Genomic DNA, 13525 nt, shown 5'->3' on the forward strand with positions numbered 1-13525 from the left:
CGCGGTGCTTTCAAGCTTGCGCAAGGTGTCGACAACATTGCCGGTTCGTTTGCAAGGTATTGCAGAACCTTTCGGCAAGGGCTAGCGTGCGGGCCAGTCAGCGACCAGAGGAAGGCCGTCGATGAAGCCCCCGCCGAAACCCCGCAGCGCCCTGTTCCCCCTCGTCCTGCTGCTCACCCTCACCCTGCTCGGGGCACCGGTCGTGGTGCACCAGAGCCCCGCCGTGGCCGCCCCGGGCACCGGCTCGCTGAGTCCCACCGGGGCCGTCACCTGGCAGTCCGAGCCCAGCGCCAAGGCTCTGCTGGCGGCGGGCGCCAACTCGGCCCGCGCCGAGCAGTTCTACTTCGTACTGCCCGACCGGTTCGCCAACGGCGACCCGCGCAACGACCGGGGTGGGCTGACCGGAGACCGGCTGCGCACCGGGTACGACCCCACCGACAAGGGGTTCTACCAGGGCGGCGACCTCAAGGGCCTGACCGATCGGCTGGACTACATCCAGGGGCTGGGCACGACCGCGATCTGGCTGGCGCCGGTGTTCAAGAACCGGCCCGTGCAGGGCAAGGGGGACGACGTCTCGGCCGGCTACCACGGCTACTGGATCACCGACTTCACCCAGGTCGACCCGCACTTCGGCACCGCCGCCGACCTGAAGAAGCTGGTCGCCTCGGCCCATCGACGGGGCATCAAGGTCTACCTCGACGTGATCGTCAACCACACCGCCGACGTGATCACCTACGCCGAGGACAGGTACAGCTACCTCGACAAAAAGACCGCGCCGTACCGCGACGCGCAGGGCCGGCCCTTCGAGGACCGCAACTACGCCGACGGCAGCCGTACCTTCCCGCAGGTGAACAACCGGTCCTTCCCGTACACCCCGACCTTCGCCAGCCCGGCGGACGCCAAGGTCAAGGTGCCCGGCTGGCTGAACGACCCGACCATGTACCACAACCGGGGTGACTCGACTTTCGTCGGGGAGAACAGCGAGTACGGCGACTTCTTCGGCCTGGACGACCTGTGGACCGAACGGCCCGAGGTGGTCCGGGGCATGACCAAGATCTACGCCGACTGGGTACGCGACACCGGGGTGGACGGGTTCCGGCTGGACACCGTCAAGCACGTCAACATGGACTTCTGGCCGCAGTTCAGCCAGGGCATCGACCAGGCCGCCACCCGCGCCGGCAAGAAGGACTTCTTCATGTTCGGCGAGGTCTACAGCGCCGACCAGGAGATCACCTCCAGCTACGTACGGCAGGGCGGGCTGCCGGCCACCCTGGACTTCGCCTTCCAGGAGGCGGCCCGGGGCTACACCGCCGGCGACGGCTCCGCCAAGACCCTGGCCGAGGTGTACGCCCGCGACGACCTGTACGCCGCCCGGGACACCCACGCCGGTCGACTGCCCACCTTCCTGGGCAACCACGACATGGGTCGGATCGGCTCCTTCATCGCCGCCGGCCCCACCGACCCGGCCACCCACCTGCGCCGTGACCAGTTGGCCCACGAGCTGATGTTCCTCACCCGGGGCCAGCCGGTGATCTACTCCGGCGACGAGCAGGGCTTCACCGGGGCGGGCGGGGACAAGGACTCCCGGCAGCCGATGTTCGCCTCCCGGACCCCGGACTACCTCGACGACGACCTGCTCGGCACCGACCGCACCCACGCCCAGGACCAGTTCGACCGCGGCCACCCGCTGTACCGGACCATCGCCGCCCTGGGCCAGCTGCGCCAGGCCCACCCGGCGTTGCGCGACGGGGTGCAGGTGACCCGGCACGCGGCCGAGGGGCCGGGGGTCTTCGCCTTCTCCCGGTTCGACCCGGACAACCGCACCGAGTACCTGGTGGCGGTCAACAACGCGGCCACCCCCCAGACCGTCACGGTGGACACCTGGTCGCCCGGTGCCACCTTCGCCGGGGTCTACGGCAGCACCGGTCGGCCCAGGGCGGCCGGCGACGGCAAGCTGACCGTGACCGTGCCGCCGCTGTCGGCCGTGGTGCACCGGGCCGGCAAGCCGGTGGCCCTGCCCACCACCAAGCCGGGCCTGACCATCACCGTCCCGGAGGCACCCCAGGCCACCCGGGCCGAGGTCACCGCCCAGGTGACCGGGGACCCACTGGCCACGGTCACGATGGCGGCCCGGGTCGCCGGTGGCCGGTGGACCCTGCTCGGCACCACCCATCGGGCGCCGTACACCCTGCACCACGACCTGACCGGGCTGGCCGCCGGCACCAAGGTCGACTACCTGGCGGTGGTCCGCGACGGGCGGGGCCGCGCCGCGACCGCCCGGGGGGCCACCACGGTCGGCACCCCCGACCAGGTCGGCTCCTCCCGGGACTGGCTGGTGGTGCACTACCAGCGGCCCGACGGCGACTACCCCGACTGGGGGCTCTACACCTGGGGTGACATCGACCCCGAGTACGCCACCGACTGGCCGAAGGGGCAACCCTTCGCCGGGACGGACGCCTACGGCCGGTTCGCCTGGGTGAAGCTGAAGCCGGGCGCGAAATCGGTCGGCTTCCTGGTGGTCGATGCGGACGGCACCAAGGACGTCGACAATGACCGGGTGGTGGATGTGACGCAGACCGGGGAGGTCTGGGTCAAACAGGGTGACCCGGCGACCTACCAGAGGCGGGAGGAGGCGGCCGGTGGGCCCGCGCCGCCGGTCGAGGAGGGCACGGCGGTGCTCCACTACCGCCGGTCCGACGGCAACTACGAGGGTTGGGGCCTGCACCTGTGGGACGGCGCCGCCAACCCCACCGACTGGGCGCGGCCGATGCCGCCGACCCGGATCGACTCCTTCGGCGCCGAGTTCCGGGTGCCGCTGGCCGAGGGCGCTACCGGGCTCAGCTACATCATCCACCGGGGCGACGAGAAGGATCTGCCGCAGGACCAGCGGCTCGACTTCGCCGAGGCCGGACGTGAGGTGTGGTTGCTGGCCGCCACCCCGGGCCGGCTGCTGCCGACCACGGCCACCGGCACCGGTACGGACACCGACATCGGCCGGCAGAAGGCCCACTGGATCGACCGGTCCACCGTCGCCTGGCGCACCGGCGCAGGCGACGGCAAGGCGTACGCCCTGGTGACCGCCCCGGCCGGCGGGGTGCGGGTGGTCGACGGCGAGCTGGTCGGGGCGTACACCTCGCTGCCGTTGACCGCGCAGCGCAACGGGCTCACCGAGGCCCAGCGGGCGGCCTTCCCGCACCTGTGGGACCACCGGACCTTCACCCTGGACCGGCGGGACCTGGCCAAGGTGCCGGCCGCGTTGCGCGGGCAGGTGCTGGTGACCGAGCGGGCCGCCGACGGGACCCTGCTCGGCGCGACCGGGGTGCAACTCCCGGGGGTGCTCGACGACCTCTACGCCCCGGCGACGGCCGCCCGACTGGGGGCCACCTTCACCGGCGGGGTACCGACCCTGGCGGTCTGGGCCCCGACGGCCCGCAGCGTGTCACTGGAACTGTTCGACTCGCCCACCGCGCCGCCGCGCCTGATCGAGATGCGCCGCGACGACCGCACCGGAGTCTGGTCGGTGCGGGGGGCCCGGGACTGGACCGGCCGGTACTACCGGTACCGGGTGCAGGCCTGGCAACCGGCCGCCCAGCAGATGGTCACCGCCGCGGTGACCGACCCCTACTCGGTGGCCCTGGCGGCGGACTCCACCCACAGCCAGATCGTCGACCTGGCCGACCCCAAGCTGGCCCCGCCCGGCTGGGCCAAGCTGCGCAAACCGGCCGCCCCGCCGGCCGCCAAGGTGCAGATCTCCGAGCTGTCGGTACGCGACTTCTCCATCGCCGACACCACCGTCCCGGCCGACCGCCGGGGCACCTTCCTGGCCTTCACCGACCCGAACACGGCCGGGATGAAGCACCTGCGGGCGATCAGCGACGCGGGCGTCAACCACCTGCACCTGCTGCCGGCCTTCGACTTCGCCACCATCCCGGAACGGCGGGCCGACCAGCGGCAGCCGGACTGCGACCTGGCCGCCCTGCCGCCGGACTCGGAGCGCCAGCAGGAGTGCATCGCCGCGGTGCGCGAACGCGACGGCTACAACTGGGGGTACGACCCCCTGCACTACACCGTCCCGGAGGGCGGGTACGCCGTCGACCCGGACGGCGCCGGGCGCACCACGGAGTTCCGGCAGATGGTCGCCGGGATCAACGGGGCCGGTCTGCGGGTGGTGCTGGACGTGGTCTACAACCACACCTCGGCCGCCGGTACGGACCCCCGCTCGGTGCTCGACCAGATCGTGCCCGGCTACTACCACCGGCTGCTCGACGACGGGACGGTGGCCACCTCCACCTGCTGCGCCAACACCGCCCCCGAGCACGCGATGATGGGCAAGCTGGTGGTCGACTCGATGGTCACCTGGGCCAAGGCGTACAAGGTCGACGGGTTCCGGTTCGACCTGATGGGCCACCACCCGAAGGCGAACATCCTGGCCGTACGCGCCGCGCTGGACAAGCTGACCGTGGCCCGGGACGGGGTGGACGGCCGGAAGATCCTGCTCTACGGCGAGGGCTGGAACTTCGGCGAGGTGGCCGACGACGCCCGGTTCGTACAGGCCACCCAGGCCAACATGGCCGGCACCGGGATCGGCACCTTCAACGACCGGCTGCGCGACGCGGTGCGCGGCGGTGGGCCCTTCGACGACAACCCGCGTCAGCAGGGCTTCGCCTCCGGGCTGTTCAGCGACCCCAACGGCGACCCGATCAACGGCAGCACCGCCGAACAGCGGGCCCGGCTGCTGCACCAGCAGGACCTGATCAAGGTCGGGCTGGTCGGCAACCTGCGCGGCTACCGGTTCACCGACTCGGCGGGCCGGACGGTCACCGGCGACCAGGTGGACTACAACGGCTCGCCCGCCGGCTACACCGACTCGCCCGGCGAGGCGATCACCTATGTCGACGCCCACGACAACGAGATCCTGTACGACGCGTTGGCGTACAAGCTGCCCCAGGCCACCCCGGCCACCGACCGGGCCCGGATGCAGGTGCTGGCCCTGAGCACGGTGGTGCTGGGTCAGGGGGCCGGGTTCGTCACCACCGGCACCGAGCGGCTGCGGTCGAAGTCGCTGGACCGCAACTCGTACAACTCGGGGGACTGGTTCAACCAGATCCGCTGGGACTGCGCCCAGGGCAACGGGTTCGGCGCCGGCCTGCCGCCCGCCGAGGACAACCGGGACAAGTGGCCGTACGCGAAGCCGCTGCTGGCCGATCCGTTGCTGGTGCCGGACTGTGCCGCGATCGAGTTGACCGACGCCCGGTACGCCGAACTGCTGCGGATCCGTAACTCCTCCCCGGTGTTCGGGCTGTCCACGGCACAGGAGGTGCAGCGGCGGGTCAGCTTCCCGCTGTCCGGCACGGGCGAGACGCCGGGGGTGCTGACCATGACCCTGGACGCCCGGGGCCTCGGCGGGGCCTGGAAGTCCGTGACCGTGGTCTTCAACGGCACCCCGGAGGCGGCCACCCAGCGGGTGACCGGGCTGCGGGGCGCGGACGTGACGTTGCACCCGATGCTGCGTTCCTCGGCCGACCCGGTGCTGCGGACCGCCGCCTTCGCCGCGTCGACCGGCACCTTCACCGTCCCGGCGCGCAGTGTGGCCGTCTTCGTGCAGCGGTAGGCCGTACCACCACGAACGGGGGCTGGACCGCACGGTCAGCCCTCGTTCGTGCCCGCAGCAATCAGCCACCGACGGCCGGCTCCCTTCCGTGGTCGGAAGGGAGCCGGTCTGCGGTCGGAGCCGGTGTCAGTACCGGTCAACCGTGTGGATCAGCCGAAGCAGCCGTCCGGAATCACCGGGCTGCCGAGGCAGTTGGTGGGACGGTTGTCGGTGATGACGGACTTGTCGTCCAACACCACGCCGTCGTTGTTGGTGAAGACGCCGCCCGGCTTGTTGCGGGCGGAGTTGTGGGCCACCTCGGTCTTGGTCAGGTAGACCCAGCCGCCCTTGTTGAAGATGCCACCGCCGACAGCGAACGGGCCGACGGCACGGTTGCCGGTGACCTCGGTGTCCCGCAGCGTGGTCTTGCTGTCCTCGTTGAACAGGCCGGCGCCGAAGAACCCGGCGACGTTGTCCTTGATGGCGCTGTCGTCGACCGTGGCGGTGCTCCAGTCGACCACTGCCAGGCCGCCGCCGACACCTGCGGTGCTGTTCTTCGCGACCGTGCTGTGCGCCAGGGTGAGCTGGCTCTTCTTGGCCGCGAGGATGCCGCCACCGGCGATCAGCGCGGCGTTGTCGGAAACCTTCGAGTGCTTGACGGAGGTCTGACCGCCGATGTCGAGGATGCCGCCGCCGAAGCCGGTGGTCTCGTTCCCCTCGATCTCGGACTTCTCGACGTACAACGTGCCGTTGTCGATGCCGGCGTGGTGCAGCTTGTCCTTGTGCGGCTTGAACTTGACCAGACCGTTGGAGATGCCCGCACCGCCGATGATCGCCTGGTTGTTCTTCACCGCCGACTTCTCGATGTTGAGGACGCCGACGTTGAGGATGCCGCCGCCGAAGAGGAAGGCGGTGTTGTCGACGACGCGGCTCTCGTGGAGCAGGGTCTGGCCGTAGTTGGCCACGGCACCACCGTTGGCACCGGACTGGTTCTCGACGAACTCGGTGTCGTGGACATCGGCCCGGCCGCCCGGCTGCACCAGCAGGCCCGCGCCGTCAAAACGGCCCGGCTCCCAGTCGCCCTCGGCCTCGACCTGCTCCTCGGACTGCCACTCCTGCTCCCCGTCGACCTGGGCGGTGGCGGGCACCGCCGCCGCGTCGGTCTCGGCCGGCGCCTTCGGCGCGGCCTGCAACGCGGTGGCCAGCGGCTTGCCGCCCTGTACGGCGTCCGTCGCCTCGCCCGAACCCGAGAACTGTGACCACGTCTTCCGCGGCTCCGGCGCCGAGACCTTCTTGGCCGGCCCGGTCTGGCCGCCCTTGATGGTCAGGCCCTTGAGGGTGAGTTCCCCGCCGGGACCGACATTGAGAATGCGGAACGGCTTGGCCGTGGCATCCCGCTCGATCTTGGTTTTGTCGCCCTTGAGGGTGATCGGTTGGGTGATCTTCGGTAGGCCGTTGCCCCACTTGTCGTGCCGGGTGAGCTTGTAGGTGCAGTGCTCGGCCAGCCTCAGGGTGGCACCGTTCCTGTTGTTGGCGAGGGTGATCGCCTCGATCAGCTTGTCGCTGTCGCAGGGCACCTCCCTCGCCCGCTCATCGTGCCGATCGCGGTCCCGCTTCTTGCCGTCGTGTTCCGCCTCCTTGCCGTGTTCCGCTTCGCCCTGGACGTCGTCGCGGATGACCTGCTGGGTGGTCGACCACTTCACCCCGTCACTGCCGCCGACCGCCCCGGCACCAGCGACGCCGACCGCGGCGATGCTGACCACGCCGGTCAATCCGGCAACGCCGCTGGCCACCCAGAGCTTGCGGCGACGCTTCGGCGTCGGCCGATCATCGTTGTTCGCTAGGTAGTTGGACATCGGAGCTTTTGCCCTCTCCTCGTACCAGACAGGGTCGCTCCGCCTCAGGCGGGCGTCCCCTGCTACAAATCGGTTGTAGCTCCCGAAACCAACAGTAAGAGAATCTTCCTCACCTCGCGGCCAAATGCGAAAGGAACCCGCATTAGGTGCATTCGCTGTCCCGCGCACCCAAGCCCTCATCCCCACCCCACCGTGGCCGCACCCCGGACAGGCGGCTGATCAAGAGCTTTTGGTCGTGCTACACGCCATTCGTGACGCAAACTTCTCGATCAACATGGCTGGGCGGGCGGGGGGAGAAGGGGGAGGGCTTCTCCGGGGCGCCGGGTGGCGGCCCGGAGAAGCCCTCCGGCTATGTGGTCTGGCTCTCTCGGTATGTCTCAGCCGAAGCAGCGGTCCGGAATGACCGGGCTGCCGAGGCAGTTGGTCGGGCGATTGTCGACGACCGTGGATTTGCTGTCGATGTCGACGCGGTCGTTGTTGGTGAAGATGCCGCCCGGCTTCTTGGTGGAGAAGTTGAAGGCCACCTTCGACCGGATCAGACTGACCTTGCCGCCGTCGTTGTAGATCCCGCCGGCCTGTGCGTACCCGCCGACCGCCTGGTTGGCGAGTACCTCGGTGTCCCGCAGCACCGTGAAGCCGAAGTTGAAGATTCCGCCACCGTCGCCGTCGGAGACGTTCTCCTTGACGAGGCTGTGCTCGATGACGGCCTTGGTGCCCGCACCGATGCCGATGCCGCCGGCCCGGCCCTGGGTGGAGTTCTTCGCGACGAGCACGTGCTTGAGGGTCAGCTGGCTGTCGACGTTGGCGAGCACACCGCCGACATCGGAGCCCGCGGTGTTGTCGGTGAACTCGCTGTGGCTGGCCGAGGTGGTCCCGCCGTTGTCGGCCAGGCCGCCACCGTCACCCGCGGTCCGGTTGTGACTGATCTTGCTCTTGAAGATGTAGACGGTGCCGCCCTCGATCCCGTACTTGTCGGACGAGCCGTTGGCGATGCCGCCGCCGCCTTCCTCGGCGCTGTTGCGAACCACCTCGGACTGCTCGACCTGGAGAGCTCCGGCGTTGAAGATGCCGCCGCCGAAGCCACCGGCGCTGTTGCGCTCGATCAGGGTCCCGTCGATGCGGGTGGCGCCGAAGTTGGCGATGGCACCGCCGTCGCCGGCCGCGTGATTCTGTACGAAGGTGCTGTGCTCGACGACGGCGCGACCACCCTGGTGGACCAGGAGACCCGCGCCCTCGGTGGGCGTGTGCCCGTGCCCGCCGGTGGGCCACGGAGCCGGCGTCACCTCCGAGCCGGGCTCGCCGGCTCCGGGCGCGGCCGCCGGTGCCGCTGCCGCCCGAGGCGCGGCTGCTGCCTGGGGGGCGACCGCCGGTGTCCCGGGCGCGGCGTCAGCCGCCTCCGGCGTGGCCGTGGGAGCCGTCGTTTCCCCCTTCGACCCCCACCGTACGCGGGGCTTCGAGTCGTCCTTCTTCTTGTCGTCCTTGAGCTGGCCGCCCTTGATGGTCAGGCCCTTGAGGGTGAGTTCCCCGCCAGGGCCGACGTTGAGGATGCGGAACGGCTTGGCCGTCGGATCCCGCTCGATCCGGGTCTTGTCGCCCTTGAGGGTGATCGGCTGATTGATCCGTGGCAGGCCGTTACCCCACTCGTCGTGCCGGGTCAGCGTGTAGGTGCAGTGCTCGGCCAGCTTCAGGGTCGCGCCGTCGGTCCGGTTGGCCAGGGTGATCGCGTCGATCAGCTTGTCGGTGTCGCACGGCACCTCCTTCACCCGTTCTCGACCGTCGAAGCGCTTGCCCTTGCCGTCCTGGTCGCCCTTGCCGTGCCGGTCGCCTCGGTCGCCCTTGCCGGACTCCGCGCCACCGGTCTCCTCGGCCTTGTCCGCGTCGCTGACGTGCTGTTTCGGTGCCGACGCCGGCATGTTCGACGCCTGTTGCCGCTCGCCGGACTTCTGGTTACGGGCGGCCACGCCGCCCACGGCGGCCAGGCCGACGACGCCGGTCAAGCCGGCTACCCCGGCGGCCACCCAAAGTTTCCGTCGTCCTCGTCTCGGTGGGGCCATGGGGGCCTCACCGGAGGGAGTCGTTAGGTTGGACATCAGAGCTTTCCGCCCTTCCTGCTACCAAACGGGCTCGCACCACCCGAAGGAGGCGCGTCAGCTACAAATCGGTTGCAGCCTCCGACGACCACCGTATGAGAAGGATCCTCGCGACAAGGGCGTATCCGAAAAACCCCCGCATTAGATGTATTCCGGGCATGTGCCGGTCACAGCGCCAGCCTGGGCAAGAAGCGGGTGACCGGACCAAACAAGGACGGGCCCCGCTCGGGGTGTGCTGGACGTACGAAACGTCGCACACCGCCGGGCGGGGCCCGTCGGGCGGTCGTGGCGCGGTCAGCCGGGCAGGCGCAGGCCCGCCTCGCGCTGCTCGGCCAGCCAGGTCTCCACCTCGTCGGAGCGGCGGGGCAGACCCGCCGACAGGTTCACCGCACCGGAGTCGGTGACCAGGATGTCGTCCTCGATCCGGATGCCGACCCCCCGCAGTTCCTCGGGGACCAGCTCGTCCTCGGGCTGGAAGTACAGCCCCGGCTCGACCGTGAGCACATATCCCTCGCCCAGGTTGCCGTCGCGGTAAGCCTCCTTGCGGGCGTTGGAGCAGTCGTGCACGTCGATGCCGAGCATGTGGCCGAAGCCGTGCAGGGTCCACCGGCGGTAGACGGTGGAGTTCTCGTCCATGGCCTCGTCCACGCTCACCGGCAGCAGCCCCAGGTCGGCCAGGCCCTCGGCGAGCACCCGCATACAGGTCAGGTGGACCTCCTTGAAGGCCACCCCCGGCTTGATGACGTCGATGCCGGCCTGCTGCGAGGCGTACACGATGTCGTAGACCTGCCGCTGGAGGGGGGTGAACCGGCCGTTGACCGGCAGCACCCGGGTCACATCGGCGGTGTAGAGGTTGCGGCCCTCCACCCCCATGTCCATCAGCAGCAGTTCGCCCGGCCGGGTGACCCCGTGGTTGTGCACCCAGTGCAGGATCGTGGCGTGCTCCCCGGCGCCGACGATCGAGCCGTAGCCGACGTCGTTGCCGTCGTGCCGGGCCCGCAGGGCGAAGATCCCCTCCAGCAGCCGCTCCGAGACCCCCCGGTCGGCCGGCAGCACCCGGGCCACATCCTCGAAGCCGCGTACGGTGGCGTCGATCGCCTCCTGCAACTGGCTGATCTCCCACTCGTCCTTGACGAGCTTCTGCTCGGAGATGGCGATGGCCAGCTCCCGGTCCCGGGCCGGCTGACCCTCCTCGCGCGGACCGTCGTAGGCGCGGACCGCGGCGTCCACCCGGGGGTCGAAACCGCGCAGCACCCGGGTACGCGCCGGGGCCAGCTCGGCCAGCGCCGAGTCCAGCTCGGCCAGATCCACCGTGGGCAGGCCCAGCTCGGTGGACTTCTCGCTGAGGGTGTGCCGTCGGCCCACCCACAGCTCGCCGTGCCGGCTGCGGAAGAACTCGTCGTTCTCCCGCGAGCTGCGGGGCCGCATGTACAGGATCGGGTCGTGCCCGGAACCGTTGGGCCGCAGCACCAGGACGCTGTCCGGGTCGTGGTCGCCGGTCAGGTACGCGAAGTCGCTGCCCGGACGGAACCGGTACTCGGTGTCGTTGGCGCGGATCTTCTCCCCGCCGGTGGGGATCACCAGGGTCTCGCCCGGGAAGGCGGCCGACAGCGCGGCTCGCCGCTTGGCGTAGTTCGGCACCTCCGGTCGGGGGCCTACCGGCAGGGTGGTGTCCCGCCAACCCTGCCGCATGAACGCCAGGAACGCCGGGGGGAAGTCCGGGTCGTGTGACTCGGTGCCGTCGGCCGGCTTGCCGTCGGTGCGTTCCTCGGTCATGCCCGCTCCCTTCATGTCGTCGCTGGCCCCGACCGTACCGCGAATCCGGTCCGCACCGGCCATGGTGATCATTTCGTGCTGCGCGCCGGGACCCTCTCCGGGCCCTCGGTGGGGGAGCCCGCCCGTGCCGCAACGCCCGATTCGTACGCATGGAAAGATGACGACCATGTGCGGACTCCTGGCTTTTTTCAGTGCGCGCGGCGACGCCGCCGCTCACCGCGACAGCATCGCCGGAGCGTTGGAATGCCTGCACCACCGCGGCCCGGACGAGACCGGTGTCGAGGTGGTCGGGGACGCCACCGGCCAGTACGCGGACGGGGTCTTCGCCCACAAGCGGTTGGCGATCATCGACGTCGCGCTCAGCCATGAGCCGCTGCCCTACGCCGACGGGCGCTACCTGCTGACCTTCAACGGCGAGATCTACAACTACATCGAGCTGCGCGAGGAGCTGATCCGCGAGCACGGGGCCCGGTTCGCCACCAACGGTGACGGGGAGGTGATCGTCGCCGGCTACCACTACTGGGGCGAGCAGGTGCTCACCCGGCTACGGGGCATGTTCGCCTTCGTCATCTGGGATCGGCAGGCCCGCCGCGCCTTCGGCGCCCGGGACTACTACGGCATCAAGCCGCTGCACTACCTGGAGACCGCCGACGGGCTCTACCTCGCCTCGGAGAAGAAGGCCCTGCTGCCCTTCGCGCACTCCGCGCACATCGGCGACGCCGGGGTCGACACGGCCAACCTCAGCCACTACCTGACCCTGCAGTACGTCCCCGAGCCGGGCACCCTGCACAAGCAGATCAGTCGGATCGGGTCGGGGGAGTACCTCACCTGGTCCCCCGGTGGCCGGATCGACATCCGCCGCTGGTACCGCCCGGTGTTCCGGCCCGCCCCGGTCGCCGACGAGCAGCAGCTCTACCACGAGATCCGGGAGACCCTGCGGGAGAGCGTACGGATGCACATGCGCTCGGACGTGCCGGTCGGCTCCTTCCTGTCCAGCGGCATCGACTCCACCGCGGTGGTGGCCCTGGCCCGGGAGTTCAACCCGAACATCCTCACCTTCACGGTCGGCTACGACGTCCCGGGCTACTCGGAGATCGATGTCGCCCAGGAGTCGGCCCGGCACCTCGACGTGACCACCATCCCGACCAAGATCGGGCCGCAGGACATGATCGACGCGCTGCCGAAGATCGTCTGGCACCTGGACGACCCGGTGGCCGACCCGGCCCTGGTGCCGCTCTACTTCGTCGCCAAGAAGGCCGCCGAGCACGTCACCGTGGTGCTCTCCGGCGAGGGGGCCGACGAGTTCTTCGGCGGGTACACCATCTACCGGGAACCCCTCTCCCTGAGCGGCGTCAACGGGCTGCCCGGCGGGGTGCAGAAGGGCCTGCGGGCGGTGTCCAAGGCCATCCCGCAGGGGGTCAAGGGCAAGAGCTTCCTGGAGCGCGGCACCACCCCGATCGAGCAGCGCTACTACGGCAACGCCCGGATGTTCACCGAGGAGGAGAAGCAGCACCTGCTGCGCCGCTACGACCCCTCGGTGCGCTACACCGACGTCACCGCCCCGATCTACGCCGAGTGCACCGAGCTGGACGACGTCACCAAGATGCAGTACGTCGACCTCTACACCTGGCTGCGCGGCGACATCCTGGTCAAGGCCGACCGGATCTCCATGGCGCACTCCCTGGAGGTGCGGGTGCCCTTCCTCGACCGGGCGGTCTTCGAGGTGGCGGCCAAGATCCCGGTGGAGTTGAAGCTGCCACCCCGCTCGGACACCACCAAGTACGCCATGCGTCAGGCGTTGCAGGGGGTGGTGCCGCCGGCCATCGTCAACCGCAAGAAGCTCGGCTTCCCGACCCCCACCCGGGTCTGGTTGCGTGGCGAGATGTACGAGTGGGCCCGGCACGTGCTGAGCACCTCCGGCGCCGGTGACCTGCTCGACCTGTCGTACGCCCTGCGCCTGCTGGAGGAGCACAAGCGGGAGGAGGCCGACCACTCCCGCAAGGTGTGGACCGTGCTGATCTTCTGCATCTGGCACGCCATCTTCGTGGCGAAGACCCTGGACCCGGGCATCCAGCGCAACCAGTCCGCCCTGCTCACCAAGCCGGTCGTCGGCTCGATGGTCCGCTGACCTGTCAAGTCGTTCGTTTCAACGAGAGATAGATCAGCTACTGACTAGTAATATTTGCTAAAGTTTGATCATGGACTAACCTCCA

At 69.8% G+C, this 13525-nt stretch carries 5 protein-coding genes; 2 read left to right on the plus strand and 3 right to left on the minus strand.

Features of this window, described 5'->3' with window-relative positions; genetic code table 11:
- The first annotated feature begins 121 nt into the window (after positions 1 to 121).
- Positions 122 to 5611, plus strand: coding sequence for a pullulanase-type alpha-1,6-glucosidase (gene pulA, locus OIE53_RS03025; RefSeq protein WP_327025027.1), 5490 nt, complete (start codon positions 122 to 124; stop codon positions 5609 to 5611).
- 149 nt (positions 5612 to 5760) lie between these two features.
- On the opposite strand, the gene OIE53_RS03030 is transcribed toward pulA, so the two are convergent.
- The 3 genes from OIE53_RS03030 to OIE53_RS03040 all read right to left on the minus strand — a co-directional run bounded on the left by OIE53_RS03030 (position 5761) and on the right by OIE53_RS03040 (position 11312).
- Complete coding sequence (locus OIE53_RS03030; protein WP_327025028.1) at positions 5761 to 7446, minus strand: right-handed parallel beta-helix repeat-containing protein; 1686 nt, start codon at positions 7444 to 7446, stop codon at positions 5761 to 5763.
- A gap of 377 nt (positions 7447 to 7823) precedes the next feature.
- Complete coding sequence (locus OIE53_RS03035; RefSeq protein WP_442791370.1) at positions 7824 to 9464, minus strand: right-handed parallel beta-helix repeat-containing protein; 1641 nt, start codon at positions 9462 to 9464, stop codon at positions 7824 to 7826.
- Positions 9465 to 9830: 366 nt separating this feature from the next.
- Complete coding sequence (locus OIE53_RS03040; RefSeq protein ID WP_327025029.1) at positions 9831 to 11312, minus strand: aminopeptidase P family protein; 1482 nt, start codon at positions 11310 to 11312, stop codon at positions 9831 to 9833.
- 166 nt (positions 11313 to 11478) lie between these two features.
- Between OIE53_RS03040 and asnB the strand changes: the two genes are divergently transcribed.
- Positions 11479 to 13440 carry an asparagine synthase (glutamine-hydrolyzing) gene (gene asnB, locus OIE53_RS03045; protein ID WP_327027048.1) on the plus strand — a complete coding sequence of 654 codons (1962 nt, stop codon included), beginning with the start codon at positions 11479 to 11481 and terminating at the stop codon, positions 13438 to 13440.
- Positions 13441 to 13525: the final 85 nt, after the last annotated feature.

It is taken from the genome of Micromonospora sp. NBC_01739 (genome assembly GCF_035920385.1).
In the GTDB taxonomy this organism is placed as follows: Bacteria; Actinomycetota; Actinomycetes; order Mycobacteriales; family Micromonosporaceae; genus Micromonospora.

What these genes read in the sequence shown, in the direction of transcription:
- asnB (WP_327027048.1), top strand. Translation starts at nt 11,479, where the DNA reads ATGTGCGGACTCCTGGCTTTTTTCAGTGCGCGCGGCGACGCCGCCGCT.
- OIE53_RS03040 (WP_327025029.1), bottom strand. Translation starts at nt 11,312, where the DNA reads ATGACCGAGGAACGCACCGACGGCAAGCCGGCCGACGGCACCGAGTCA.
- OIE53_RS03030 (WP_327025028.1), bottom strand. Translation starts at nt 7,446, where the DNA reads ATGTCCAACTACCTAGCGAACAACGATGATCGGCCGACGCCGAAGCGT.
- pulA (WP_327025027.1), top strand. Translation starts at nt 122, where the DNA reads ATGAAGCCCCCGCCGAAACCCCGCAGCGCCCTGTTCCCCCTCGTCCTG.